This is a genomic window from Bacillus sp. CPT56D-587-MTF (assembly GCF_058792335.1).
On sequence record NZ_JBYTEF010000001.1, the window covers coordinates 3356271 to 3383000 of the forward strand.

At 33.3% G+C, this 26730-nt stretch carries 23 protein-coding genes; 7 read left to right on the forward strand and 16 right to left on the reverse strand.

Translation table 11 applies throughout. From position 1 onward, the window contains the following. Positions 1-102 precede the first annotated feature (102 nt). From murG to AC3WVZ_RS17280, 4 genes are read right to left on the reverse strand one after another with little or no spacing between them, the layout of a single operon-like run. Positions 103-1167 carry an undecaprenyldiphospho-muramoylpentapeptide beta-N-acetylglucosaminyltransferase gene (murG, locus tag AC3WVZ_RS17265; RefSeq protein WP_000047551.1) on the reverse strand — a complete coding sequence of 355 codons (1065 nt, stop codon included), beginning with the start codon at positions 1165-1167 and terminating at the stop codon, positions 103-105. A 48-nt stretch (positions 1168-1215) separates the two neighbouring features. Beyond that, complete coding sequence (locus tag AC3WVZ_RS17270) at positions 1216-1566, reverse strand: DUF6572 domain-containing protein (protein ID WP_002164458.1); 351 nt, start codon at positions 1564-1566, stop codon at positions 1216-1218. Next, positions 1563-2474 carry an SDR family oxidoreductase gene (locus AC3WVZ_RS17275; protein WP_000739080.1) on the reverse strand — a complete coding sequence of 304 codons (912 nt, stop codon included), beginning with the start codon at positions 2472-2474 and terminating at the stop codon, positions 1563-1565. The genes AC3WVZ_RS17270 and AC3WVZ_RS17275 overlap by 4 nt, the downstream gene beginning before the upstream one ends. Next, positions 2471-3457 carry a UDP-N-acetylglucosamine 4,6-dehydratase family protein gene (locus tag AC3WVZ_RS17280; protein WP_000932614.1) on the reverse strand — a complete coding sequence of 329 codons (987 nt, stop codon included), beginning with the start codon at positions 3455-3457 and terminating at the stop codon, positions 2471-2473. The genes AC3WVZ_RS17275 and AC3WVZ_RS17280 overlap by 4 nt, the downstream gene beginning before the upstream one ends. Positions 3458-3759: 302 nt before the next feature. On the opposite strand from AC3WVZ_RS17280, the gene AC3WVZ_RS17285 reads away from it, so the two are divergent. Next, a complete protein-coding gene (locus AC3WVZ_RS17285) occupies positions 3760-4938 on the forward strand; it encodes a DUF2515 domain-containing protein (RefSeq protein ID WP_000376159.1) in 1179 nt (392 codons plus the stop codon). After that, the gene (locus tag AC3WVZ_RS17290; protein WP_033666325.1) at positions 4913-5314 is read left to right on the forward strand and encodes a CBO0543 family protein; all 402 of its coding nucleotides are present in this window, start codon (positions 4913-4915) and stop codon (positions 5312-5314) included. Before AC3WVZ_RS17285 ends, AC3WVZ_RS17290 begins: the two co-directional genes overlap by 26 nt. A gap of 22 nt (positions 5315-5336) precedes the next feature. Here the strand turns inward: AC3WVZ_RS17290 and AC3WVZ_RS17295 are convergent, their stop codons facing one another. From AC3WVZ_RS17295 to AC3WVZ_RS17335, 9 genes are all read right to left on the reverse strand, one after another. Next, complete coding sequence (locus AC3WVZ_RS17295; protein ID WP_000214634.1) at positions 5337-5762, reverse strand: YfmQ family protein; 426 nt, start codon at positions 5760-5762, stop codon at positions 5337-5339. A 20-nt stretch (positions 5763-5782) separates the two neighbouring features. Next, complete coding sequence (locus tag AC3WVZ_RS17300; RefSeq protein ID WP_000242939.1) at positions 5783-6454, reverse strand: LrgB family protein; 672 nt, start codon at positions 6452-6454, stop codon at positions 5783-5785. Positions 6455-6477: 23 nt separating this feature from the next. Beyond that, entirely contained in the window at positions 6478-6834 is a 357-nt protein-coding gene (locus AC3WVZ_RS17305; protein ID WP_000878488.1) for a CidA/LrgA family holin-like protein, read from the reverse strand. Positions 6835-6867: 33 nt separating this feature from the next. Next, positions 6868-8301: a MocR-like pyridoxine biosynthesis transcription factor PdxR gene (gene pdxR, locus AC3WVZ_RS17310; RefSeq protein WP_000454965.1), complete on the reverse strand. Its 1434-nt coding sequence runs from the start codon at positions 8299-8301 to the stop codon at positions 6868-6870. Positions 8302-8487: 186 nt separating this feature from the next. Then, positions 8488-8679: a hypothetical protein gene (locus tag AC3WVZ_RS17315; RefSeq protein WP_000006458.1), complete on the reverse strand. Its 192-nt coding sequence runs from the start codon at positions 8677-8679 to the stop codon at positions 8488-8490. 219 nt (positions 8680-8898) lie between these two features. Further along, positions 8899-9606, reverse strand: coding sequence for a GntR family transcriptional regulator (locus AC3WVZ_RS17320; protein WP_001274912.1), 708 nt, complete (start codon positions 9604-9606; stop codon positions 8899-8901). Positions 9607-9636: 30 nt separating this feature from the next. Next, positions 9637-11046, reverse strand: coding sequence for a glycoside hydrolase family 1 protein (locus tag AC3WVZ_RS17325; protein ID WP_000671629.1), 1410 nt, complete (start codon positions 11044-11046; stop codon positions 9637-9639). Between the two features lie 192 nt (positions 11047-11238). Next, positions 11239-12228: a phosphatidylinositol diacylglycerol-lyase gene (gene plcA / locus AC3WVZ_RS17330; RefSeq protein WP_000066288.1), complete on the reverse strand. Its 990-nt coding sequence runs from the start codon at positions 12226-12228 to the stop codon at positions 11239-11241. 179 nt (positions 12229-12407) lie between these two features. Continuing rightward, a complete protein-coding gene (locus AC3WVZ_RS17335) occupies positions 12408-14213 on the reverse strand; it encodes a S8 family peptidase (RefSeq protein ID WP_425594310.1) in 1806 nt (601 codons plus the stop codon). On the opposite strand from AC3WVZ_RS17335, the gene tnpC reads away from it, so the two are divergent. Next, positions 14205-15608 (forward strand): IS66 family transposase, encoded by a 1404-nt coding sequence (tnpC, locus tag AC3WVZ_RS17340; RefSeq protein ID WP_233935200.1) that lies wholly within the window; start codon positions 14205-14207, stop codon positions 15606-15608. The two genes, AC3WVZ_RS17335 and tnpC, sit on opposite strands and share 9 nt — an antisense overlap. A 113-nt stretch (positions 15609-15721) precedes the next feature. Here the strand turns inward: tnpC and AC3WVZ_RS17345 are convergent, their stop codons facing one another. After that, positions 15722-15880: a hypothetical protein gene (locus tag AC3WVZ_RS17345; RefSeq protein ID WP_233935202.1), complete on the reverse strand. Its 159-nt coding sequence runs from the start codon at positions 15878-15880 to the stop codon at positions 15722-15724. A gap of 292 nt (positions 15881-16172) precedes the next feature. Between AC3WVZ_RS17345 and AC3WVZ_RS17350 the strand changes: the two genes are divergently transcribed. The 3 genes from AC3WVZ_RS17350 to AC3WVZ_RS17360 all read left to right on the forward strand — a co-directional run bounded on the left by AC3WVZ_RS17350 (position 16173) and on the right by AC3WVZ_RS17360 (position 20995). Next, positions 16173-16970, forward strand: coding sequence for a cell wall hydrolase (locus AC3WVZ_RS17350; RefSeq protein WP_233935203.1), 798 nt, complete (start codon positions 16173-16175; stop codon positions 16968-16970). A gap of 265 nt (positions 16971-17235) precedes the next feature. Next, the gene (locus AC3WVZ_RS17355) at positions 17236-18573 is read left to right on the forward strand and encodes an NAD(P)/FAD-dependent oxidoreductase (RefSeq protein ID WP_000272407.1); all 1338 of its coding nucleotides are present in this window, start codon (positions 17236-17238) and stop codon (positions 18571-18573) included. A gap of 502 nt (positions 18574-19075) precedes the next feature. Next, positions 19076-20995, forward strand: a complete 1920-nt coding sequence (locus AC3WVZ_RS17360) for an LTA synthase family protein (protein ID WP_000791031.1) — start codon at positions 19076-19078, stop codon at positions 20993-20995. Positions 20996-21043: 48 nt separating this feature from the next. On the opposite strand, the gene AC3WVZ_RS17365 is transcribed toward AC3WVZ_RS17360, so the two are convergent. After that, positions 21044-23827, reverse strand: a complete 2784-nt coding sequence (locus AC3WVZ_RS17365; protein WP_001235309.1) for a dynamin family protein — start codon at positions 23825-23827, stop codon at positions 21044-21046. Positions 23828-24332: 505 nt separating this feature from the next. On the opposite strand from AC3WVZ_RS17365, the gene AC3WVZ_RS17370 reads away from it, so the two are divergent. Beyond that, positions 24333-24518 carry a hypothetical protein gene (locus AC3WVZ_RS17370; RefSeq protein ID WP_000461138.1) on the forward strand — a complete coding sequence of 62 codons (186 nt, stop codon included), beginning with the start codon at positions 24333-24335 and terminating at the stop codon, positions 24516-24518. A 263-nt stretch (positions 24519-24781) separates the two neighbouring features. Here the strand turns inward: AC3WVZ_RS17370 and mutL are convergent, their stop codons facing one another. Further along, positions 24782-26725, reverse strand: coding sequence for a DNA mismatch repair endonuclease MutL (gene mutL, locus AC3WVZ_RS17375; protein ID WP_000516465.1), 1944 nt, complete (start codon positions 26723-26725; stop codon positions 24782-24784). Positions 26726-26730 lie beyond the last annotated feature (5 nt).

Here is a 26730-nt window from a genome sequence, read left to right on the forward strand (position 1 = left end):
CAAAAAAGATTCCAGAGTGTTGGGAACCCTAAAGGGTTTCCCAACACTCTGAAAAGGAAAGAAGATACCTTCTTTCCTTTTGTTTTTCTATTTACATTTCTATTACTTCACCACTTCATTTATTATATCTATTATTTGATGAATTCCCTCATCATTTGTTTTCTTATATCCATTCATGTTTTGAATATATTTCTCCTTATTTGTATACAACTTATTTACTGCATGTATAAATGTATTCGTACTTACTCTGTCTTGGAGTATAACTTCCGCATATCCTTGCCGTGAAAAATATTCAGCATTTAAAACTTGATCTCCCCTACTGGAACTGTTAGTTAACGGGATCAGCAACATCGGTTTCTTCAAAAATAACAATTCAGAAATAGCAGTAGAACCCGCTCTAGAAACTACAACACTTGCCATATTTAGTATATGCGGCAACTCGTCGCCTATATATTCAAATTGCATATATCCCTCCATGCCAATAGATGGGTCTACCTTCCCTTTACCACATATATGAATAATATTAAAGTTTAATAGTATTGTATCTAAACATTCCCTTACCATATCATTTATCCACTTAGCACCTTGACTCCCACCCATAATTAATAATACTGGTTTATCTTGCTGAAATTCACAATATCTTCTTCCTCGTAATACGTTACCCTTCTCAATTTCTACCCTTACAATTGGTCCTACATAAACCTTCTTCTCATTACTTACATTTTCTCCTGTCTGAGGAAATGTTGTGCATAGCTTTGTAGCAAAAGGTAATGCTATTTTATTGGCAAGCCCTAATGTGCTATCTGGTTCACGTATAATTATAGGCACACGATTTAACCATGCTCCTATAGCTACAGGAACTGAAACAAATCCTCCTGCTGAAAAGATAACGTCAGGCTTTGTTTTCTTAATTAAATTATAACTTTGTAAACAACCGCGTATAATTTTAAAAGGATCTTTAAAATTATCCCAATCCCAATATCTCCTAAGCTTTCCCGTTGAAACACTATTGTATTTAACATTTTGCACTAATGATTTTTCAATTCCATTTTTGGATCCAATATACTCGACTCTCCAGCCTTTCTCTATAAATTTAGGAATTAATACAATATTAATCATAACGTGTCCGGCTGTACCGCCCCCAGTAAAAAGAATCGTTTTGCTCATAACTTATACCCACCTTTATTATTAAAAATCTAGCTTTCTCTTTACCTTTTAAATGTAAATAAACTTATTATTTTTTATATAAATCTTTAACTCCACCTCTATATCTTGTAAAAGATCGTTAATGAGTTCATAAAAATCATTTCCATACTCACTACACTCGTATTGAGCAAAGATTTGAATCACATATCTAGTTTCCGTCTCTAATGCTGACTTTATTCGATTAACCCTTTTTTCTTCTACATACGCTTGATATTTATGTATTGCCTCATAAATAAGCAATACATGCGCTTCTTCATCTCTCCAGTCCAGCGTATCAACAATTGAAAGAAATAGCGTATTTTGATTATCTATTACTTCATAACCATTCATATATTTCTTACACCCTTTTTTGTTTTTCATTGCATGCAGATGTCACTACACTTCGCATACTCAAGTACATCTTTTAATGATTGATGAAATTCAATTTCTGGGATCCAACCTAAATTTTTTATTTCCTCTGTTGCTAAACTCTCATTTGAGTCGCTCCCACTTTTCTCTGTTTCCTCTATAAAAAAATTTAGCTGTGTTAATTCTTTATATTGTTCTAGTACATCTAATAAAGATCGTTTTACTCCTGATCCGATATTATATTGTTTTCCACTTATTCCATCTCGTAATAACACATGATACGCTTTGACCGCATCACGTACATCTAGAAAATCTCTACTATCTTTCAAACTGTTTACTTCGATAATAGCCTTACTTCTACCTGATTCTATATCTATTATTTTCTTTGCGAGAATCGAACAAATACCATTCGATACCCCTGGACCAATTAAGTTTGAGGGCTTTGCAATGATAATATTTGAATCCATTAATCCTCCCCAAGCCTCTGCAATAATGACTTGCATCGTTTTACTTAAACTATATGGATTTGAAATTTTCATTTCGTTCATACTATCTGCTTGCAAAGCAGATCCTATAACTAATGTTCTACAATGCGAGGCTTCTTGCTTAATTGCTTCTAATAAATATAACGTTCCTATTACATTAATCTCTATATACTCAAGAGCAGCTGTCCAAGATTCTATAACCGAATTCCTTCCCGCTAAATGCAATACGTAGTCTGGCTTTATTTGTTTCATTACCTTCATTACTTCGCTCTTATTAGTTAAATTACACGTAATACCATTTCTAATTTTTTCTCTATGTGCACGATTTTGAAACATAGGAATTACATGAAAGCCCTGCTCTAAAAAATAGTGGCAAGCATGGCGGCCTGTGAAACCATTTGCACCAGTTATTAAAAGGCTCGCATTTTTTTTCATCGCAAAAACCCTCCTTTTAATAGCATTTGTTTCACCTCATGTTTTGCAAGTAAATCTTGTTGAGAACTAAAACTCTTCACATCCACTAGCGGATAGCTAGAATAATATTCTTGAAGTCCTTCGATAGGAATCGTCGGTAGTACCACAAAATAATTTTGATCAAAACTTATACTTGTTTTACTCTCTACCTCAGATAGAAGCATTTCACTTAATTTTTCACCCGGTCTTATCCCTACCTCTTTCACCTTAATATTTTCTTTTTTTGAATCTTCAATTAATATTTCCGCTAAATCTGTTATTTTACATGCCGGCATTTTCATAACAAAGATTTCCCCGCCTCTACCTTGATATACGGCTTTAAATAACAATCCAACAGCATCTTCAACTGTTAAGAAAAATCTAGTCATATTCGCATCGGTAATCCCTACTTCTGAAGATCTTTTAATTTGTTGTTTAAAAAGCGGTACTACACTTCCACTCGTTCCTAAAACATTTCCACCACGAACACAAATGAATTTTGTTTTCTTCGTTTGTATATTCGCATGAACCATTAATTTTTCACCAATTGCTTTTGTCATCCCATACGTATTTGATGGATCAGCTGCTTTATCCGTTGAAACATATATAACTTTTTCAACTTGCATCTGTGTAGAGGCTTCAATTACATTTTGCGTACCATGTATGTTAGTTTTTATAGCTTCATAAGGATAATACTCACATACTGGAACGTGTTTTAAAGCTGCAAGATGGAATACATAATGTACACCTTGGCATGCATAGACTAGTTGATCTTTATCACGAATATCTCCAATAATAAATTTTAGCCTATGATCATTTATAAACTGTTGCTGCATTTCAAACTGAACCGTTTCATTTCTTGAAAAAACTCTAATTTCTTTCGGTGATTTTTCTAATAGTTGTTTTATAAGTTCATGCCCCCACGAACCTGTACCACCAGTAATTAAAATTATTTTATTTAACATTCCTTTTCCTCCTACGAAACATCTCAATTTAAATAATATTTATTGAATTATTTTCAATTGATTCAAATCATAATCGTCGTTTGTTACATTTAATTGACAAAATAAAAAAACAGAAACTATTAAACTTAGTTTCTGTTTTTCATTTCACCTCACAACAGTAAGATTTTCCATACTGTTTGCATGATAAATAAATTCCTTGTAAAAAAACACCGCTCATTTATTTCTTATACTCGTAATAAAATAAATAGAATGATTCATAGCCAATAATCATGTTTAAATTTATGAAAAAGGGAGGTAACGGAATGGACCGAAGCAATTCAAATCATACATATAACGGACCTTCCAAAGCACTGCCTCTCTCCCTATTCGACGTAAAAAATGAATTAAAACAAAAAAGCAAACTTATTCCTTCTGATACCATGTATAAATTAACGAAAGAAGAGCAACTCATCATCAACAAAATAAAAATACAAACAGAACAGCTAAATAAAAATAATGTTACAAGAACACGCGCATACTACCAATTTTACATTCAATATCCAGAAATACATTGGGCACTGCTTGGACATATGGTATCACGTAACGGCGGTTGGAATATGACTGATTTAAAGGGGGATTTATATACGAGAATTTTATCAGAGAAAGATCAATTCATATTTTTTTCTTTTTTAGAAAAAGGGAATTGGCTTATTTTCCAAGATGTATACCCTCAATTTTTACTTTACGAACAAAGTGTAAAGAGATCACAAAAGTTATTTCACCTTCTCCCTCACCTAAATGTTTCTACATTTATGGAAACGATGTGGCACCATTTTTGGAAAACAGGTAACAAAAAAACTTTAGCGATTGCCACTATTATTAATGAACAAAACTACTTAGAAAAAAGAGTGATTCAAAATGTACAATTTAAAAAGACTGTACTAAATAGTATTGGATTTAAACTCTTTGATTTCTTTCAGTTTAATCATATTCTTTTCCCATTCTACGAAAATGATAAGAAACAAAAAGTATTACTATTTGGTGATACAATGAAACATTTCACTTCCTTACATGAACGGATATTAATTGGAAAAAGATTGTACTCATTATTATTTCGAGATACACATGTTTTATCTCAAATAATAAGCTGGGCTCAACACCATCCACATACAGGATCAAGGAAAGATTACTGGCCCCATTTATTTTCAAGTGTAAATGAATCTTTTTCCCGTGAGTTTTATAAGCGCCGAATAAAGAAATGCCAGTTACGAAATGGCGCTTATCGCATATACAGCCCTGCACTCATCTATGCATGGCGAGATATGAAGCATGAAGAAGTTGACAGTGAAGATTGGTTTACCGATTGGCAAGTTGTAAATTACTTAGTTGATAAGGAGGAAAATATAAATGGACAAATTACAGAAGACTACTGCAAAACACTCGAAAAAATTGAACTCGCCATTCTCGCAAAGAAAAATGTCCTCCTCCGAGAAGAAGAATGAGTTTCTAGCATTAGTAGTTACAATCTTTCTCTCTTCTATTATTGGAACTTGCTTAGATGCCTTTTTTGTTCATAAACAAATATATTCCTTTCCGGCTAGGCCCTTCTCATCCACATTTTCGGTTAATATAGCTTTTACATTGTTCGTACTGCCGATTTTAACAGTTATCTTTATACACATTTCAAAAAAATTATCTAACGTTTCTAGAATTTTATTTATTATTTCAATCGGTATTTGTGCTAGCCTTTTTGAACAGATTGCTGAAAGTTTAGGTTTATTTGTACATAACGCGAATTGGAACCATACATATTCTTTATTTGGTTATATGATTTTTCATTCTTTTATTTGGAACGTATATAATTGGATAAAAAAATAAAGAGACCATTATAGGTCCCTTCTTAAGCATACTCTTCCGTTATTGCTAATGGTGCCAATGTTTGAAGGCTTTTAGAGCGTAAACGATAGGCAACGACTTTCTTCTTATATTGCTTAATGACATCAACATGTTCTTCATAGCTATATAGCGAAAATCTAATCTCTTTATTCCCTTTCTTCGTATCAATGACTATGGGTGTCCCTTCTCCGTGCGGCGGGAAATAATGTTTATCTAAAAACAAAGCCTCATTAAATTCATGAATAACTTGTAGTTTCATTTCTCCCTCTATATTTTTTCCATCTATCGATATAGAAGTATTTTCCGCCTCAAGCTTTTGATGCAATTCAAATTTACTAATAATTGATTCCACAACAGAAGTGGGCATGCTAGAAACTAATACTTTAATAGCTCCAAAAACAAATAATGTAACTATAAACCATGTTGTCATTGTTATCATCTCCATTACATTTAAAAAATAAATTTCGTTCCATACGGTATTAGTATACTAATGAGTATTCCAGTTACAATCATCGTTACCGAACCGATTGTCGCCTCTTTCTCGCCTTCCTTCACGAGACGGCTCACACCGATAATATGTGATGCACAGCCCATTCCAACTCCTTTTCCAATCGTACTTGTTATACTGAAAAACTTAAGTACTGTTGGTCCGATAATAGCGCCTGTTATTCCTGCAACAACTACAAAACTAGAAGTCATAGATGGAATACCACCAATTTGATCCGCTAATGATAGGGCAATAGGCATCGTTGCTAACTGTGGTAAAGTAGTTAATATAAGTTCCTTATCTATATTTAAAATTCCGCCAATCACTACATTCATACTCGTTACAGCCACTATACCTATCACTACTCCAATAAGTATCGATAAAAAATTTTTCATAAGTATCTTTCGCTCTTTAAATAGAGGTATGGCTAATGCTACAATTGCAGGGCTCAATAAGCTTGAAAGAATGTCTCCTCCATTTTCCCTATACTCATGATGAGAAATACCAAAAATGAAAAATAAACAAATCATAATTGCCGTAACTGTTAACACCGGTAACGTAAATGCAAACGTAAATTTTTTATATAGCTTTGTCGCCAAGAAATAAATTGCTACAGTAATAATAATTAAGACCATTTGAATCGTGCACCTTGTCGATTTTATTTTTTTGTTGTTATTAATAATTGACTTATATACCCTGAAACAATCAAAGTTACTACAGTACTTGCAACTACTAAAAGGAATATAATACTCTCCTTACTGAAAAGAAAAGACCCGTATTCCATGAGCCCTGTTGTCGAAGGGATTAAAAATAACGGTAAAAATACGATTAACTTTTCCGCACCCAACTCAAACCATTTTAACGGTAAAACGCGAGTGGAAAGGAGCAGGAACAGTATTAACATCCCTATTAAACTTCCTGGCATTGATAGATGGAATACTCCTTGAATCCACGTACCCACTAGGCTAAATACATATAGCACGCCTACTTGAAGTAAAAGCGTCACGTACTTCATTTCTTTCCCTCATTTCACTATCACACATCCATATTATGAAATCTCATTTAGCGTGTCGGCAAACCGTTTAATTCCAAGTTGAATTTGTTCTATATTCGCTCTACCAAACGTAAATCGTATATATTCATTTTTCGAACCTAAAACACTGCCCGGAACAAATGCGACACCATTCTGTATAGATTCACCTAATAAGTGATATTCATCAAACTTTCCTTTCACTTTACACCATACATGTATTCCACCCTCTGGCACGAAACATTCAACTCGGTCTCCCAATGTTCCTTCAAGCTCTGCAATTAATACATCTCTTCTTTGCTTCAATTGTCCACGAAGTATCGTAATATGTTTATGGAAATCCTTTGATTCTAAAAATTGATTTGCTACCCACTGCGTAAATACACTATGGCCAAAATCAACTTGTTGCTTTGCATCTGCTAAACGCTCAATTACACGTGTAGGACCAATTATCCATCCAATACGTAATCCTGATGCAACAATTTTTGATAATGAACTTATATAAAGAACATTTCCATTTTGGTCCATTGATTTTAATGTCGGGTTCACTTCTCCATTAAAAGAGATTAAACTATACGGATCATCTTCTACAATTGGTATACCGAACTCAGAAGACAGTTCTAAAATTTTTTTACGTCTCGCTAATGAAAGCACAGTCCCCGTCGGATTCTGATAATCTGGATTCAAAAACACCATACGAATGCGATGCTTTTTGTGCAAATCGATTAAGTCATCTGGATTCATTCCATGCTCATCAACAGGTAAATGAAATATGTTCAAACCGGCCGATTTAAACATTGGAAGCGAAAAACAATAAGAAGGATCTTCAATCGCGATCGCATCACCAGGTTTTAATAAACATTGAACGATAAGATTAAGCGCCTGTTGTGCTCCTGACGTAATAAGAATAGAGCTTGAATCTGCTTCAATTTGTTTATATTGCTGAACATGTGCTGCAATTGTTTTTCTCAACATCTCATTTCCAAGTGGATGATCATAACCGAGGTTTTCCATAAATGTTTTCTCCGACAAAATTGTTCGAAATCTATCACTTGGAATTAATTCTGGTGACAGTTCACCGCTTGCTAAATTAATTAAATCATCTTTTTGTGTTTCCGTTCGAATTTGTTGAACGAGTGGTACGTTAGGTAAGAACGATCCATCCTCCACGTACCTACCCCAGTTCGGTATTCGTTTATGTGAGACACCCCATATGTCTGTATTGACCCGTGTTCCGCTTCCCTTTTGCCGTTCTACTACTCCAAGTGATTTTAATTCTTCATACGCAGCTACTATTGTACTCCGGTTCACCTGTAATTCCTTTGCTAACATACGCTCAGAAGGTAACTTACTATCAGAAGGAAATTCACCTGAAGAAATGCCTCTTTCAATATAATCCGCAATTTGTTTATATACAGGTGTCTTATCTGCACGATTTGGTTTCCATTCCATCTAGTTTCCTCCTTTCAAAACGAACTATCCTCATTTTTCACTAACAGTATTCACCGTAAAAATAGTATTAATTAGTCACATTTTCTTATCCGTAAATGGATATATCCAAAATGGTTCTCTTTCTGATTACTCAATAGCTTCTGAAATTCCAACTTCATACTCTCATTTCAGTTCTTTTACAAACTATTAAATCATTACCGCGTACCATGTTACCCCGGCCAGTAGAACAAAAAGAAGAAGAATATAGATTGCAGATAAGTTTTTCACATTTCTTTTTGTAGACTTACCGTAATTCTCCTCCACGTTTCTTGCAACTAGTACAGTCCCAAATAGCGATACAATTACAATAATAACGACTAGTGAAATTGCAAAACTCATTGTCTTTTCACCTCTCTAAGACCCATCTATTTTAATTAAAGAACTTACATAAAAACCTTCCTCTTTAAAACGTCGATAACATACTACCTTTCTTCTCTTATCATAATAGATGTTTACAAAAAGCGGACCAACCACTTTCATGTTTTTTTGCTCATCCACTTAAAAAATAAAAAGCAACTGATCACTTAGGACCAGTTGCTTTTTTCACACGATAATTTTTCATTTAAAATTAATTCGATTTAAAAGTTTCGCCTTTTCATAATGAAACATCGACTGAGATAACTCAAAAATTGTTCCATTTACAAGATACACTGTATTTTCAATAAGAAGCGCCGGATCACCTTCATTTAATTCTAAAAGCTGTGCATTTTCTTTATTTACTTTTTCACAACTAATAACTTTATCAGCAAAACCAATATTTAATCGTAAATCTTCAATGAAATAACTGTATACAGAGCTTAATGCTATTTCTTCGTTCAAATATGGAATAATATCCTTTTTGAAATAACTTACTTCAATAGAGAATGGTTTAGCATCTACAATTCTTAAGCGCTTCAAAAAATACAACCTAGTTCCAGCTTCGCATTGCATCCGCTTTGCTATCTCTTCGTCCGCATCTATTACTTCCAGCTCTAACACTTTCGTTTCAATATTTTGTGAAACAAGATTTTTCGTTAATCCACGTAAACTTCCTAAATTAATGTAATCTGTTACAGAAGTTTCGCGTAAAAACATGCCACTACCTTGCACTTGAAAAATATAACCTCTATTCACAAGCTGACTAATTACTTTACGTATCGTATTACGGCTTACTTCAAATCGATTCATCAACGCTTCTTCTGTAGGTAGTTTTTTCGTTTCATTAAAAAGCCCATCTCGAATGTTTTGCTCTAACACATCTGCAATTTGTTTATACTTTGCACTCATACACTTTCTCCTAAAATACGCTTTTATCTGTTATAACTCTTCCCCTCTCGTTTCGACCACACGTTTATACCAATGAAACGAAAGTTTCTTCTTACGTTTTAAGTTATCATTATGATCGACAAAAATAAAGCCATATTGCTTTTTATATCCATTTAACCAACTTAAAAGATCAATCACTGACCATGCATAATAACCTTTTAAGTTAATTCCCTCTTCAATTGCACGCTTCATTACTTTTAAATGCGCTTCAATAAATTTAATTCTCGGAACATCTACAATTTCTCCGTCAATGATTGGATCTTCATCACCAAGTCCATTTTCCGTTACATACATCTTTATGTCACCGTAACGCGCTTTCAACATATGCAATCCCTCTAAGAAACCTTCGGGAGATATTTCCCATCCCCATTTTGTATATGTTTTATCATCCATTTTAACTGTTCGATAAAAACCATCAAAAGAAGGGTTACCTGGAGCAAGCGTTGAGTTTTCTCGAGAATGTTCCTCACTCTTTATATCCATATCGTATCTTTCTACTCGTATTGGTTGATAATAATTCAAGCCAATAAAATCATTTTCTTCTGCATTTTGTTTAATGATTTCTAATTCTTCAACCGTCCAATTAGGAGTCCATCCTTTTTCCTTTAATTGTTGTACAACATAAGACGGATACTCGCCTTTTAAAATTGGATCATAATACCAATACGTTTCATATTCATTCGCATGATTTGCTGCTTGTATATTTTCTTTTTGATCATCCACACTATAAGCTGGTAAGAAAACATGTGTAATCCCAATCTCACCATATTGTTTCAGCTGCTTGTACACCGCAACTGTTTTCGCGTGTGCATAAAATACATAATGAGTCGCTTGAAAATACTTTGGAACATCATTTTGTATTCCTGGTGGATGTGCACCTTTTAAATAACCTAATCCACAAAACATTACGGTCTCATTAAAAGTAATCCAATGCTTAACTCTGTCACCAAATGCCTTAAAACAAGTTTCTGCATATTTTACGAAAGCCTCTGCTGTTCTTTTATTCGTCCATCCACCATCTTTTTCTAACGGTAATGGTAAATCCCAATGATATAAAGTGACAAACGGCACAATCCCGTATTTTAAACATTCATCAATTAAGTTGTTATAAAATTCAATCCCTTTTTCATTTACCTTTCCATCTCCAGTCGGCAATATTCTCGCCCAAGAAATAGAAAAACGATACGATTCTAATCCCATCTCAGCCATTAAGCGAACATCTTCCTTATATCGATGATAATGATCAACAGCTACATCACCATTTGTTCCATTGTATGTTTTGCCAGGAATTTTTGAAAACTCGTCCCAATTCGTAACACCTTTTCCATCTTCATTCCATGCACCTTCTACTTGATAAGAAGCTGAAGCAGCTCCGAATAAAAAATCATGTGGAAACTTCATAGTATATACCTCCATTTCATTACAACAAATCAAATTCAATCATACACATAAAATTTATAGGTACAAATTTTATGTGTATGATTATATCTTATGTTTTTATTTTTTTCTATTATAAAAGTACAATTTATATTGTTGGTTATTGGAAAAGAAATAAGAAGCGATATATTTTATCGCTTCTCACTCTCATCATCTTTATTCTTTTATTAATGACTTATTCGCTCTTATAACTTCTTGATACAATAATGGTGACCACTTTTCATTTATGTAGTCTTGAATTACCCAGCCTACTCTCGCAGGATTCTTTTGTTTTATATGGTTTGCAATTTCAGGATTTATATAAGAGGCATAGTAATATGGACTATTCCATGCTGTACCACCAGAAGACAAGCTTGTAAAATTTATATATAGATGATTTAAATCCTCGCTATTGTTCATCGTTTCATTCATTGTATCTTTAATAGATTTTACTTTCTCATCATAACTCACTTTATATTTATCTTGTACTGTTACATTTACATTTTGATTTACAGTTGTGGTAAACGTCTCATTATCTGGCCAATAAAAATTATTATATCCTCCAGATTCATTACTACCACTATATCTTTTTAGTAGTACAATTTTCCCACGAGCATCTCCAAGTTTTATATTTCCTTCTGTTTTTAAAAAGATAGGATCAACAAAATAATTTTTTTCAAACGTACTACTAAATGAATCTTCTGCCCCTTTCATATCCTCATACTCTTTTTTTAAAGACATAATAATCGTTTCACTCGGGTTATCTCTTAAAAATTGTTTCGCTTCGTTTATGAATTCATGCAGTGTTACATAAAGATATAATGGCCCATGATGAAGAACTATCGTATTATCATCTGTTAAACGTCCTCTTATATCAAAAATGCGAGCTCCATGGTCCATTTGATAGCGAAAATCATATTCTTGCGTCATTCCCCATACTTGCTTAATCGGATTTTGCAACTTGAACGTCCCACTATCGTGTGTTCCTGGAATTGAAATTCGTGCTAACGGGATATTATCAGGTATAGGTTGCATCCATTTCGACCAATTTTCAAGCTCATTAACAGAGCTAGCTGCAACTACTTGCTTATCATGTAAAGCAAATACAAATGTGATAAATATTGTACTACATATGAATAATTTCAAAATTAACTTCTTATTGCTCATTATTATCCCTCTCTTTTTCTGTTTTTATATCAAACTTATTGAATATAATATAAGCTAGTTCAGAAAAAATAAATAACATTTCATCAATATGAAATATTGCATAGAAGTAAAGTTAAAAAATCATTCACATATACTAAATTAGAAAAATTTAAAGGAACTTCATCTGAAGTTCCTTTTACTTATTTTATGTTCAATACGTATGAACCATCTGTATTCTCATATTTATAGACGTATAAATAATATTTACCTGGCTTTGCATTATAAGTTCCTTTAACTACATTGCCTTCATTTTCACCATATGCTACATAGTTATTTAAATCTGATTCATGATGAAGTACCCATGTCATTCCGATATTTTGTTCATTTAGTAGAGAAATATTAATATTTTCCGGCGAGTCAATTTGGAAAGTAAATACATCTACTCTATCACTATTATGTAGCATTCCTTTCACCGGTGTATGAAAGTTAACTTTATTTGCCTGTCTAGGCTCATTATTTGGTTCATTTTCTGTTACTTGTAATTCATTCCCACCGTTTGGTTTTCTTTGTTCATAGCCTAAGTTTACTAGTATAGACTTCAAATCTGGTAAAACACCAATTTTATCTGCATATGGATCTTTAGATTTTGTTCCTGTGCTCTGGTTGCTTAATATTGCTCTTAGTTCACTAGGTCTATATGGTTGTCCTAAATTTTCTTTAGCAATGCTTTGTACTAAAGTCGCTGCCCCAGCAATAATTGGCGAGGCACTAGATGTTCCGCTAAAGCTTGAAGTATATAGATTTACAGCACTTCTACTTTGTTCAGCTGTAGTTGTATCTACATTTTCTCCCCATCCGTACACATCAATACGGCTTCCATAATTCGAAAACCACATACGTTCATGAGGGAAAGATGAAGAGCCAGCGCCTACCATAATTGCACCCGAATCTTTAAAATCTTTACTATTACGATTTAAGACTTGCTTACCTTTTCTATCTTTGAACTGGTCTAAATCATTCCACCCATTTGCTCCAGCCTCTATAATTACAATCCCTTTATCTGTACCAGCACGAATTGCATCAAAAATATCTGGTTGTACTTCAACAGGTAAATATTTATCACCATATCCACCAAAGGATGCTTGCGCCTCTAATAATAAAACATCCCCAGCTTCTAACTGATTTACAGCGCTTAATATTGCATCAGCCGTATTATACTGTCCGTTATCTCTTATTTGAGAGATAACCTTTGCTTTCGCTTTTGGCGCAATCCCAATATTCCCGACTTCATTGTCCTCAGAGGATACAATTCCTAGTACAGACGTCCCATGACCGACATGCTGATCTATATTTCTTCCAGACATTAATTCAATATTTTGATGTAATAAATCCTCATGATTTAATAGCCATCCGTATTCCATATCAACAAAAGTAATACCATTTCCATTACCGCCTTGAATTCCCCAGGCGAAAGGCGCATTAATACCGTATGGGGCTGCTTCAAGATAACCTTGTTTTTTAAATCTAGGATTGTTATTAGGATTAAGAGCTACACTTGATGATTGCACTTCAGGTGGCATTATTTTCTCTTGTTTCTTCATATACGCATCTTCTATTAAAGAAGATGCCTTTAACTTATCTACTATTTCTTCTTCATACCCACTATTTTGATTTTGAAGAATATAGTAGTTTAATAGACTTGTAGATACATGATTAGGTGCTTTCACTTCAAGGTCTTGTATTTGTTCCGGGCTTACAGATGTGAATAAACGAGTAAATGTTACATCTGGATATTCTGTCAAAAGATCTTTTATTATTTTATCATTCGTTTGAGATTGTATTTGTTTTTCAATACCATCTTCATATGGCAAATCCAAATCCGCTTTAAATTTTACGTAACTACTCAGCCACCTTTCGGTGTCTTTTTTAAATTTTACTAGTTTCATATGCCTCCCATTTGTAAATACTGAGTATATCAAACAGGGGAGGTGAATCTTATGGTCGATCGAAAAATTATTTTAGATACATATAAAAAAGGACCTGAAGCTGTTATTTCTTTATTTGAAGAAACATTTTCTAAGTTAGAAAAACGTATACAAGAACTAGAAAATGCTTCAAAAAAAAACTCCAAAAATAGTCATAAGCCACCTTCTACAGATGGTTTGGGTAAGCCCGTTACAAAAAGTTTGCGCAAACCGTCTCATCGTCAAACGGGTGGCCAGTTGGGCCACAAGGGACATACTCTTGGTTTGACAGCGACTCCAGATCATACGATTACACATTCTCCTACATATTGTACTTGTTGTCATACTTCCTTGAACCACGAGCCTGTAAAAGGGTATCGCATTCGCCAAGTGTATGACTTACCACCTATTCAGATCGAAGTGACAGAACATAAAGTAGAACAGAAAGAATGCCCACATTGCCATTCTATCCAAGAAGCCCAATTTCCTTCGACAGTATCTCGTCCTGTTCAATATGGTCCAAATATAAAAAGACTGATTCCCTATTTAACGCATTATCAATGCATTTCTTTGAAGCGAACAAAAGAATTCTTTCAGGATTGTTTTGGACATTCTATAAGCGAAGGAACCCTGGTAAATCATACACAGGCTTTCGCTTCTCAATTGCAGCCATTCATAAAAGAAGTAAAGGAAAAGATTCTGCAGTCTCCTGTTGTCCATTTTGATGAAACTGGTATGCGTGTAGAAAACAAAACACAATGGTTACATACTGCCAGTACACCGGAGGTGACATTGCAACATATTCATCAAAAACGTGGAAAAGAAGCAATGGATGCTGGAGAAATCTTGCCATCTTTTTCTGGAATTGCGATGCATGATGGTTGGAAATCGTATGATGCGTATACAGATTGTCGTCACGTTTTATGTAATGCCCATCTCTTACGAGATTTACAAGGAATTATAGATAGTACTGGAGAACAATGGGCACAACAGATGCAGAAATTTCTAACGCAAGCGTTGACGATGAAAAAGCAATCCGAAGGTACCATGCCAAAAGCGACGCAAAAGAATCTGTTTATTATGTATCAATCCATATTGAAAGAACAACAGATTCTTTCCACGAAACAAAAGAAGAAAGGAAAGCAGACGCCTTCTCAAAATTTATGGAATCGCTTCGTCAAGTATTCTGACAGAATTCTAGGGTTTTTAGAACATCCAGCCATTCCATTTGATAACAATCAAGCAGAACGGGATATTCGGATGACGAAAGTAAAACAGAAAGTGTCTGGGACTTTCCGAAGTAAGAAAGGCGCAGAATCTTTTTGTCAGATACGAAGCTTTATGAGTACCATGAAAAAACAAAAACAATCGGTCTTACAAGCGATAAACCAAGTCATAGAAACTAGAACGGTTCCTTGGAATAACACGACTTCATAAGAGAATTTCTCTATTTGGCATAGATTCTTTCTCTGATTGGAGTATTTTCTTTTCATGTTTTCGAATCGGAAACATGTATTTGGCCTGTTTTTTTATTTGAAGAAGCTGAGTAGTTACAATTTTACAATGATTTGCTTATCTGTTTCTTGTTCTATCCCTAATTTACTCTGCTGTTCTATAGAATCAGCATATACACTATTGATAGTGCCTCCTGTTCCTAAAAGTGTTGTAATGATTACAGTTGACGCACACATTTTTTGAAATATTTTCATTACATCAATCCTCCTATTAATAATTATTAATCATTATATTAATCTATAATGATTAATTCTATAACGTATTCCCTTTCTACTAAATAGATTATAGTAATCAGAAATATGAACTTCAATGTATTTTCATATGCAATATTTCATATTCTGACTCTACACTAAACGAATATGAAACTTATAGTGATTATTTATTTTATATGTGCTAATATACTTACATTAATATATTACGCATATACACATTTCAAACTACATTACTTAATCGTTTCACCTTAATTTTTTCTTAGGAGGATTTACAATGAAATTACTAAAAATAAAACATATAATTCCTTTATCTGCGGCCGCAATTACATTCGTATGTAGTCAAAGTACAGCTGAAGCTTCTACCATTCATACAGTAAAAAAGAACGATACACTTTGGGGCATTAGTAAACAATACGGAGTTTCAATACAATCCATTAAACAGGCTAATAATAAAGGAAACGATAAAACCTTTATTGGCGAACAGTTACATATTCCAGGGTCCGTGAAATCAAATGAAATCACTGTTCCTCAAAATGCCAAGCCTGCGAACATTTCTGAACAAATTATTTATCAAGTACAACCGGGAGATTCATTAGAAACGATAGCAAAGCGTTACAATGTCACTGTCCAATCTATAAAACAAATGAACAATACAGTCGGAAACAAGCTTTATACAGGACAACATTTAAAAATCAACTCAAGTATTTCACAAAAAGAAAAAGACTTAATGGCACGCTTAGTTACCGCTGAAGCAGGTGGCGAATCCTATAAAGGAAAAGTAGCAGTAGCCAAAGTTATACTAAATCGTGTAAATGCAAAAGGTTTTCCAAATACAATAACAGGCGTTATTTATGAACCTATTAAATACGGATATGCATTTACTCCTGTTACAGATGGAAGAATTAATAAACCTGCAAGTGCAGAAGCAAAAATGGCTGTAGAAGAGGCTATCTCCACAAATGGAGTAGATTCAGACTGGATTTATTTCTACAATCCAAAAACATCAACGGACAAGTGGATTACGACACGTCAAACAGTAGCAGTAATTGGTAATCATGTGTTTGCTAAATAAGATTTAAAATCATTAACAGACCTCTTCACTTAAAAGGTCTGTTTTTTTCTATGTAAGATGTTATTAATCATATGACATAGTTATTTTTTAAACTGTTTCTTCTTTCAAATAAAAATTTTTGTATTTACTCCACCACTCGTAGAAATTAATAAAGCATCAAGTTCAAAAACTCCCACTTTATTAATAAAAGCTATTTCTTAACTTCATAAAATTGTTATACACTAGAAAAATAAAAAACAAACTATTCGTTAGCAGGTGGAAGAATATGTATGATGTTACGATTATCGGCGCTGGAGTAAGTAGCATTTTTATGGCTTATTCACTAGCTAAAAGTAACAAAAAAGTTTTAATTCTTGATAAAGGTAAAGCGCTAGAAGATCGCCATTGTCCTTTAGACGAAGGAAAAGTGTGTAATTGTACTACATGTGATAAATATTTCGGGTTTGGTGGTTTAGGCAAATCTGAAGGGAAATTTAATTATACAAACGGATTTGGCGGAGAACTTGAGAAAAAAGTCGGTAAAGAGGTTTTTTTACAACTCATGGCTGAAGTAGATGAAATTCTATGTCAGTTTGGTGGAAGTTCGGTTTCAAAATATTCTACTGAAAATTCAAGTCTCACTAAGAGAGCTGAAGCGTGTGGTTTACAAATGCTAACAACAGAAGTAAGACATCTTGGTACTACACTTTCCAGTAACATTTTTCAGCAGCTCTATGAATTTTTACTGACGAAAATAAAGATTCAATTTCATATAGATGTACAACATATTCTGAAACAGGAAGATCATTTTACAATAGATACAAATCAAGGAACAGTTCAAACTAAGCAACTAGTATTTGCAACTGGGCGCTCTGGGGCCGATTGGTTAAAAGAAATGTGCAGTTCCCTAAATATTTCTCAGGAGCAAACACGTGTAGATTTAGGAATTAGAGTAGAAATGAAAGAACATCAATTACGTTCTATATTAAAAGATACTTTTGAAACAAAACTTTCTTATCAAGGTGAGCATTTCACAGCAACTACTTACTGTATGAATCCAAAAGGACGCATCATTCGAAAGTACGAAGAAGGTTTAGTTATGCCTGACGGTCAAAATTTTCGAGAGCAAGGAACTGGCACTTCTAATTTAAATTTCACTTTATTTATTCCTAGCTATTTTCCAACTCTCAAAGAAGCAAATGTATACGCAAGTTCAATTATTAAAGGCATTAACCAAGGACGAGATCGGATTGTTATACAGCGCTTAGAGGACTTACTAAAGAAACAACCTACGGCGGAAAACAGCATGGAACATAGCCGTATACAGCCTACACTACAGGGGGATTATGGAGATTTGAATCAAGAAATTCCTCAATTATATATTGAAGGGCTCAAAGAATTTTTATTACGTTTAGAACAATTTATACAAGAACCTATTGATCAACATACTTTACTATATGGAATTGATGGAAAGTTCTATGCTCCTACGATAAAAATTAATAATCATTTTGAAACTAGTATACATGGGCTATTTTTAATTGGAGATTGTTCAGGCGTTACGCATTCATTATCTCAAGCAGCTGCAAGTGGTCTGTATGTTGGAAAGTACTTATCTGACATTTAATTTCTATCATTAAAATGTCAGTCAAATATTTTCAATTTCAAAACACTTTACTTACATATAGTAAAATTATATTAATAAACCCCCTATCCTTCCCTGCTAATAATTAACCGACAAAAAATCGGGATTTTACAAAATACATATGTAATATAACTGTATATTTAAAACGATTGACATTCAATTCTAATAAATTGAATGTCAACAGTTTTAAAAGTCTCTATCCATTTTCACTTTTATTTGTTCGATATTTTGTAACATCATCATAGTGTTTAATATGGTAGGATGTCTATAAGTCAATTTCACTACAACTATGACTTGTTCTGCCCGTTTCTCAAAAAGAGTTATATTTATGCTACTACGCTTTAAAAATCCCCATTGTATATATATGAATACTTCAAATTATTCCCTTTAGAAAACAAAGTCTAAATGGTTCATTACACTCTAATAGTTATAAAAACATAATATATAACTTTAGTTAAATAAATTATATAAAGAAGGTGTAAAAATGAAGAACAAAATAAATTTACAAATGCAAAATATAAGTTTTGTTATAATAATGGCTTTAGCGGTATGGTTAAAAACATATCTTATTACGCGATTCAGTTTTGATTTAAAAATCGAGTCTTCAACGCAAGAGCTCATTTTGTTTATTAGCCCTCTAGCCGCATCATTAGCATTTGTTGGATTAGCATTATTTGCAACTGGTGAAAAGCGAAATTATATAGCGCTCTGTATTAATTTCTTATTAACAATCGTGCTTGTTGGAAATGTAATGTTCTATGATTTTTATAGTGATTTCGTTACATTACCAGTACTTGGACAAACCTCAAACTTCGGCCAATTAGGCGGCAGTATTATAGAAATATTAAACTACAAAATTATACTCGCATTCGTAGACATTGTTTTCTTCTTTATTTTATTAAAAAAGAAATCATTGGTCTTTAAAACAGAACGTGTAACTCATTCTACGCGCTTGTTATACTTTCTTTTAACGATTGGTGTATTCTTTGCGAATCTACATCTTGCAGAAAAAGAGCGCCCTGAATTATTAACAAGATCATTCGACCGAGTCATGCTTGTCAAAAATTTAGGCTTATATACTCACCAAGTATATGACTTAACACTGCAAGTAAAAGCTGGGTCACAAAAAGCACTTGCTGATAGTAGTAAATTACAAGAAACTGAAAACTACGTAAAAGCAAATCAAAGCGAGCCAAACCCTAATATGTTTGGTGCAGCGAAAGGAAAAAACGTAATTGTCGTCACTCTTGAATCCTTGCAGACCTTCTTAATAGGCGCATCAGTGAACGGGCAAGAAGTTACACCATTCCTAAATGAATTCATAAATGAAAGTTATTACTTTGATAACTTTTTCCATCAAACTGGTCAAGGGAAAACATCTGATTCTGAATTTCTAATCGATACGTCGTTGTATCCATTAAATCGAGGAGCTGTATTCTTTACACACGGTAACAATGATTATACTGCAACTCCAGAAATTTTACGTCAGCAAGGTTATTTCACTTCTGTATTTCATGCGAATAACGCAACATTTTGGAATCGTAATATCATGTACTCTGCTCTTGGTTATGATCGTTACTATAATGAGCTTGATTACAAAATTACACCAGAAACAAATTTAAATTGGGGATTAAAAGATATCGAATACTTTGATCAATCAGTAGATATATTAAAAACTGTTAATCAACCATTCTATGCTCGTTTCCTTACTTTAACAAACCATTATCCATTTACGTATGATGAAGATACAAAATTCATTGAACCATACAACTCTGGTAATGGCGTATTTGATCGTTACATCGTAACAGCACGTTACTTAGACGAATCCATTAAAAAATTTATTGAGCGTTTAAAAGCTGAGGGAATGTATGATGATTCTATTATTGTTTTATATGGTGATCATTATGGCATTTCTGAAAAACATAATCGTGCAATGGCACAGTTTTTAGAAAAAGATCAAATAACAGAATTTGATACTCTGAATTTACAACGTACACCTTTATATATTCATATGCCTGGCCAAACAGAAGGTGAAACGATTTCAAAGCCTACAGGACAAATTGATATAAAACCTACTATTCTAAATTTACTTGGGATTGATACTACGAATGATATTCGTTTTGGCCATGATATGTTTTCAGATGAATATACTGGCTTTGTTGTTTTACGTGATGGTAGCTTCGTTACAGATAAGTATGCATACAAAAACAACACTTTCTACGACCGTATAACAGGTGAAATTGTAGATTTACCAAAAAAAGAAGCTCAAACCCTCATTAAACGTGCCCAAAATGAATTACGAATGTCTGACAAAATTATTGAAGGCGATTTATTACGCTTCTCAGAAAGTAATAAGATTAAAACTGGTGAAGTACAAACTAAAATTAAAGAAACAGAAAAATAATCTATATATGAAAAAGGAGCAACTTATTACAGTTGCTCCCTTTTACTTTTATTCTACGCTTGTTTCTAAAGCTACATCCGTATAGGTATTATCATTACCTATATTTAAAATTACTTCACATTGACGCAATCTCAATTCAAAGAGCATGATAGAATCATGATAGATTTCAGGATTTGATTTCATCTTATGTAATATCTCTTGTTTTTCTTGTATTTCTAAATGCGTGTTTTCTACAGCTTGCTTTAAAGAGTTAAATGGATTCCTAAAGAATATATTAATATCTCGCTCTTGTGTGTTTTCAAATAGCTCAAATTGCAAGAAAAATTTCTTCATAATAGAAGCCGTTACTTCAGTATAATCTTCATTTTCTACATACTGTTTGTATTTGTTATATAGCATAGATTTATTTTTAGGAAGAACTCCAAATAATTTACCGGCACTTTTCAGTAAAAATTGTGCTGGCGTAAATCGACGTAAAATATTTACTTCATCCATTTGTATTCTAGTCGTCATCCTGTCAGTATCTCTGCGCCAGTCATCAAGCACTTTAAAGTCACATTCTAACTGTATTCTATTTTCTCCAAATAGTGAATTAAGCCCTTCACTAAGTTCTTCTAAATACGTTTGACTTTGAAGAAGCTCATTATTAGAAGTTGCAATCCAATTTTGCATAGAAAGAGCCAGATTAGGTAACACAGTTTGTTCTAAATATTTATGCACTCTTTCATTCATTGCTTTATTTAGTTCCGTATCCATGTGCCCGAAATCACTTTCTTCACTAATTAAATTAGAACAGCTCTTTAATATCTTCGGAATATTTTCAGTAAGATCATTTGTAATTTCAGTCTTCATTGAACGATATGATTGTGTAATGAAATGAATTTTTTCCCTCTCAAATGTAGTAAGGTTATTAATGCTACCGTTTAGTTTCACTAGCATATCTTCATTCCAATTAATAGCATCCACCAGATTATTTTCTTTCTCAACACGTTTATCCAAAAGATATGTAATTGTTTTTCGAATGAAAAATAATAACTTTTCAGTACGTTCTGCATCGATATTTTTATGATTAAAGTTAAAATGAATAAACTCAGTTAAATCATTTAATTGTTGACTACTTGTATATAACGAGGAATAAGGGAAAATTCTCGCATACGGGAAATATGTGTTTATTCTCGTTGCCGTATCATGTAATACCCTTTTCACTTCTGCTTCACTGTAAATGTTATCGATTTTATTTAATAAGAAATGAATTTGTAAATTTGGCGTATGTTCTTGAATACTTAATAGAATGTCACGTTCTTTATCAGTAAAAGGTGAATCCGCATTCAATACGAACAGTAATTCGTCTACAGAATTTAAATATTCGAATATCTCATCTCTAGTGTCGTTATTCCTATTAAAGCCAGGTGTCACTACAAATGTAAGTTTATTTTCATTTAAAAATCTGCATGGTAATTTAAATTCAACACACGCTCTATCTCTATATGTTTGATGGTGCTGAGACATCATATTATGGTAATCAGAGACATCTTCCGTTGTTGTAATTGCTGAGTCTGTTATAGCGTTTATTTCTATATGAGCATCATTTTTTAAAACTACTACATTTGAAATTGATTTTTCTAATATATTTTCTCCTAATATAGAGTTAATAAATGTAGTTTTTCCGTTCCCTGAAGTTCCCGTTACTAAAATACGATTTGTTCTTAAATCTGCGAGCTCGTCAACTAACCATTTAAATCGGTGACCTATTTCTATATTCTGCTTTTGTGCCCACTGTGTAATAGATTCAAAAAGGTGTAAGCTGTACTCTAAGCCATTTACATGATTAATAGAATGTGACAGTAAGTTTTCCGCATGTTCTATATTTGCTGAATCTATTTTGGAAGGGAAAATCTCATCCCATGCCAATACAGCTGCAGATGGAAATACAGCATAAGATGGATTGACTACCTTTAACCAATTTGCTAACAGATTTGGTATGATATCGTTTAATTGTCTAAGCGTATATTGACCTTGAATTAATGCAAAGTACGTTTCTTCGTAAAGAGCAGAAACTTTGTTCCATATATCGGACGAATGTATTTCAATATGTAAGAAAAATTCATTTATTGTGTTAAGCCACAATAAGTAATTTTTTTCATTTTTATAACTGTTCCAGAGTGATGAAACCATTTGCGTAAATTGTACTTGATCTACATTATTTAATGTAGCTAATGCATCATAAAAATAGTCTGGTGAAATATGTTTAGTAAACCCTTTATCGATATATCCTTTTAACACCTCAAACCAAGGATACGATTCTATGCGAATTAACTCATTCACAGCAAGCTCTACTGCACTATCAAAATCTTGCTGTTCCTCATAAAAGGAACGGGCAATTTTTGTGACATTCGGATAATCAGGATTTAAAGAAACTGCTTCTTTAATAACACCGAAAGCTGAGTCAAAATTATTTTGCTCAATGTAAAGAGAAAGTAATTGTAGTCTAATTTCGGTCATCAATATTTTATTATCAGTAGTAATAGAAGTATAAATATTTTCAGCAAATGATAACTGATTCAGTTCGAAATAAGCATCCGCAATATTTTTTTGTGCCCATGGTGCTAATTCATTACTAACCTTCTCCCATTTAAAAATAGCTGCTTCAAAATCTTGATGACGATAATAAAATTCACCTTGTGCAAAACGAATATAAGACCCATCAGAAATCTCATTTTTTTCTTCGTTTACATAAGCTTGTCCAAGTACGTCAAGAGTTGGTTTTGTTTCATTCTCCATTAGGAATGTTTCATAATACATCTTTTTTATTAATTGTTTTTCTAATCTCATCTTTTCCCCCACTATATCTCGAAAATACATTTTTAAGATATGTCAATACTTTTTGTATGTATGCTTTTTATCTTAACAAAGAATATCTTTTGGAAAATTTCATTTTCCTTTCATTTTTCAAGTTAGATTGAATTTTTATGAGAAAAGTTTCAGTTTTTTTTCAATTACCTTTCAGTTATGAAACAGCATTAAATGTTCCTAATAACCTAATAACACTATAATATTCCACATTATATTATCAAGAAAATCCCATATAAACCATATTACAAAAACAATCTATATTGAATTTATATACATAATTAACTGTGCTGTCAAACAAAAAAAACAACAATAGGAGCCAACAGCTATTCATACCATTTCTTTCTCAAATTGTTTTCCTTTAAAATGTTTCAGTAGTTATGTAATTAAATTCCATTAACCTATATAAATAACTAGTCCAAAAAATATCTATATGCATATCATGTTATAGTAAAGAATTTAGGAGTTCCTAAAAGGAGGCATTTTCATGTTTGAAGATAAATCTAAAATAAATTACCCATATGAATTTACTGAAACTACAACAGTTCCTCTAAAGAACCCCATTGATAAAAAATTCAAGAACGGCACAGGTACACATAACTTCCCAATTAAGAAGCACTATAAAGAGCAAGTTCTATACACTGAAAAAATTAATAATAATAAAAATAAGTAATTGTATAGATCTTTATAACAATTAGCTAAATAAGAAGCAACATTCAACCATGCATAGTTATTTAGTTAGTAATGATACAATTCATGCACATTTTAAAAAGTGCTGTATACAGCGCTTTTTTATACATAGATAAATTTAAGCTAACACAACCAAGAAATAAACGGTAAAATTACTCCACCATATTCTCGTTTAACTATTAAATCTACATATGAAAAGGGAGCAACAGTAAATGTTGCTCCCTTTTGAAATATAATTTATTCACTCTACATAACCCTCTTAAACATCTTCTCCAACTCATAAGTAGAATGATGCACAAGAATCGGTCTTCCGTGTGGGCATGTGTATGGGTTTGTTGTTGTACGTAATTCTTCCAGTAAGGCAAATATTTGATCGTTCGTTAAATATTGATTCGCTTTAATGGATGCTTTACAGCTCATCATGATGGCTGCTTCTTCACGTAACTTTTTAATATCCACTTTTTTTAGTTTGACAACTTGCTCCATCATTTCATCGATAATTTCTGTTTCTTGTCCTTTCGGGAACCATGTTGGATGCGAGCGGACGATAAAGGATTGATGGCCGAATTGTTCTAAAAATAGCCCAACTTTTTTTAGTTCTTCTAACTGTTCTTCGACACGTAAAAATTCAGTAAGAGATAGATCAATACGGTACGGTACAAGTAACTCTTGTACTTCTTGCGCTACCCTTCCTACTTTATCACGGAAGTATTCATAATTAATACGTTCCTGCGCGGCATGCTGGTCAATCATATATAAGCCTTTATCATTTTGAGCGAAAATATATGTTCCATGCATTTGTCCAATTGGATAAAGCGGTGGTAAGTCATTCCCGTTCATTTCAATCTCTTTTATTTCCCGAACTTCTTCTTCTAATTCCTCTAGTTCAAAATCCTCTTCATTACTATCCCACGATTTCTCTTCTTGAATTGGTTCTTCGATTATCGGTTTAGTGGATGGTTGCCAACTTTGTTCTTCTCTTATGAGCGACTGTGGTGGTTGCCATTCTTGTTTCGGCGGTTGCCACAGTTGTGGTGGCTGTTTCACAGCCTGCGGTTCTTCTTGTTTTGCATCCATGCCAGTTGGTAAAACAATGTCCGGCATAGATGGTTCTTTCGGCTTCGCATGCTCAAACTGGAACTGTTCTTGCACACTTTCGTCTTTTTCTTTTTTCTTCGTTGTTACGCCTGCATCTGGAATGAGCTGTATTTTTTTAAATGCAGCTTGCAATGTTTCTTCGATCAGCTTTAGCAATTCTTGTTCTTTACTAAAACGAACCTCTAACTTCGCTGGATGTACGTTAACGTCAACTAGCATTGGATCCATTTCAATCGATAAGAAGCCAATTGGATACCGGCCAACTGGCAGTAATGTATGGTAGCCTTGCTGAATTGCTTTCATTAGTACAAAGTTTCGAACGTAACGACCATTTACGATCGTTGACATATAATTACGAGATGCTCTCGTTACTTCTGGTAATGTTACATAGCCTTTAATTGTAAAGTCTAAAGATTCAGCTTCAATTGGAACAAGCTTCTTCGCAACTTGAATACTGTAAATCGATGCAAGTACTTGTCTTACATCACCGTTACCTGATGTATGAAGCAATTTCTTTTCATTATGAAACAGTTTTAACGATACTTCTGGATGTGACATTGCAATACGATACACGATATCTGTAATATTCCCGAGCTCCGTATGAATGGTTTTCATATATTTAAGACGCGCTGGTGTATTAAAGAATAAGTTTTGTACTGTAATATCTGTTCCTTTTCGGCTCGCAGTTTTCTCTTGTTTTATAATGTCTCCACCTTTAATTATGAGGTGTGTACCAGGCGCATCACCTGTGCTAGTAATTAATTCTAATTCACTAACAGAGGCAATACTCGGCAATGCCTCACCGCGGAAACCGAGTGTTCTTATGCGAAACAGATCGTTTTCATCTTTAATTTTACTCGTCGCATGGCGTTCAAAAGCGACGATACAGTCTTCTTCTGCAATACCATCACCGTTATCAATGATACGAATTTTCGATAACCCAGCTTCTTCTAAGTGGATTTCAATAGATGTACTATTCGCATCGATAGAATTTTCCACAAGTTCTTTTACGACTGAAGCAGGGCGCTCTACTACTTCCCCTGCCGCAATTAAGTTAGAGAGTTGGTCATCGAGTTTGCGAATTTTCCCCATCTACT

Bases quoted from the DNA above. Each gene is read 5' to 3' on its own strand.
- AC3WVZ_RS17350 (WP_233935203.1), top strand. From the start codon at position 16,173: ATGAAATTACTAAAAATAAAACATATAATTCCTTTATCTGCGGCCGCA.
- mutL (WP_000516465.1), bottom strand. From the start codon at position 26,725: ATGGGGAAAATTCGCAAACTCGATGACCAACTCTCTAACTTAATTGCG.
- AC3WVZ_RS17360 (WP_000791031.1), top strand. From the start codon at position 19,076: ATGAAGAACAAAATAAATTTACAAATGCAAAATATAAGTTTTGTTATA.
- AC3WVZ_RS17275 (WP_000739080.1), bottom strand. From the start codon at position 2,474: ATGAAAAAAAATGCGAGCCTTTTAATAACTGGTGCAAATGGTTTCACA.
- tnpC (WP_233935200.1), top strand. From the start codon at position 14,205: ATGGTCGATCGAAAAATTATTTTAGATACATATAAAAAAGGACCTGAA.
- murG (WP_000047551.1), bottom strand. From the start codon at position 1,167: ATGAGCAAAACGATTCTTTTTACTGGGGGCGGTACAGCCGGACACGTT.
- AC3WVZ_RS17315 (WP_000006458.1), bottom strand. From the start codon at position 8,679: ATGAGTTTTGCAATTTCACTAGTCGTTATTATTGTAATTGTATCGCTA.
- AC3WVZ_RS17285 (WP_000376159.1), top strand. From the start codon at position 3,760: ATGGACCGAAGCAATTCAAATCATACATATAACGGACCTTCCAAAGCA.
- pdxR (WP_000454965.1), bottom strand. From the start codon at position 8,301: ATGGAATGGAAACCAAATCGTGCAGATAAGACACCTGTATATAAACAA.
- AC3WVZ_RS17280 (WP_000932614.1), bottom strand. From the start codon at position 3,457: ATGTTAAATAAAATAATTTTAATTACTGGTGGTACAGGTTCGTGGGGG.
- AC3WVZ_RS17295 (WP_000214634.1), bottom strand. From the start codon at position 5,762: ATGACAACATGGTTTATAGTTACATTATTTGTTTTTGGAGCTATTAAA.
- AC3WVZ_RS17325 (WP_000671629.1), bottom strand. From the start codon at position 11,046: ATGAAGTTTCCACATGATTTTTTATTCGGAGCTGCTTCAGCTTCTTAT.
- AC3WVZ_RS17370 (WP_000461138.1), top strand. From the start codon at position 24,333: ATGTTTGAAGATAAATCTAAAATAAATTACCCATATGAATTTACTGAA.
- AC3WVZ_RS17365 (WP_001235309.1), bottom strand. From the start codon at position 23,827: ATGAGATTAGAAAAACAATTAATAAAAAAGATGTATTATGAAACATTC.
- AC3WVZ_RS17270 (WP_002164458.1), bottom strand. From the start codon at position 1,566: ATGAAAAACAAAAAAGGGTGTAAGAAATATATGAATGGTTATGAAGTA.
- plcA (WP_000066288.1), bottom strand. From the start codon at position 12,228: ATGAGCAATAAGAAGTTAATTTTGAAATTATTCATATGTAGTACAATA.
- AC3WVZ_RS17320 (WP_001274912.1), bottom strand. From the start codon at position 9,606: ATGAGTGCAAAGTATAAACAAATTGCAGATGTGTTAGAGCAAAACATT.
- AC3WVZ_RS17355 (WP_000272407.1), top strand. From the start codon at position 17,236: ATGTATGATGTTACGATTATCGGCGCTGGAGTAAGTAGCATTTTTATG.
- AC3WVZ_RS17345 (WP_233935202.1), bottom strand. From the start codon at position 15,880: ATGAAAATATTTCAAAAAATGTGTGCGTCAACTGTAATCATTACAACA.
- AC3WVZ_RS17300 (WP_000242939.1), bottom strand. From the start codon at position 6,454: ATGGTCTTAATTATTATTACTGTAGCAATTTATTTCTTGGCGACAAAG.
- AC3WVZ_RS17305 (WP_000878488.1), bottom strand. From the start codon at position 6,834: ATGAAGTACGTGACGCTTTTACTTCAAGTAGGCGTGCTATATGTATTT.
- AC3WVZ_RS17290 (WP_033666325.1), top strand. From the start codon at position 4,913: ATGTCCTCCTCCGAGAAGAAGAATGAGTTTCTAGCATTAGTAGTTACA.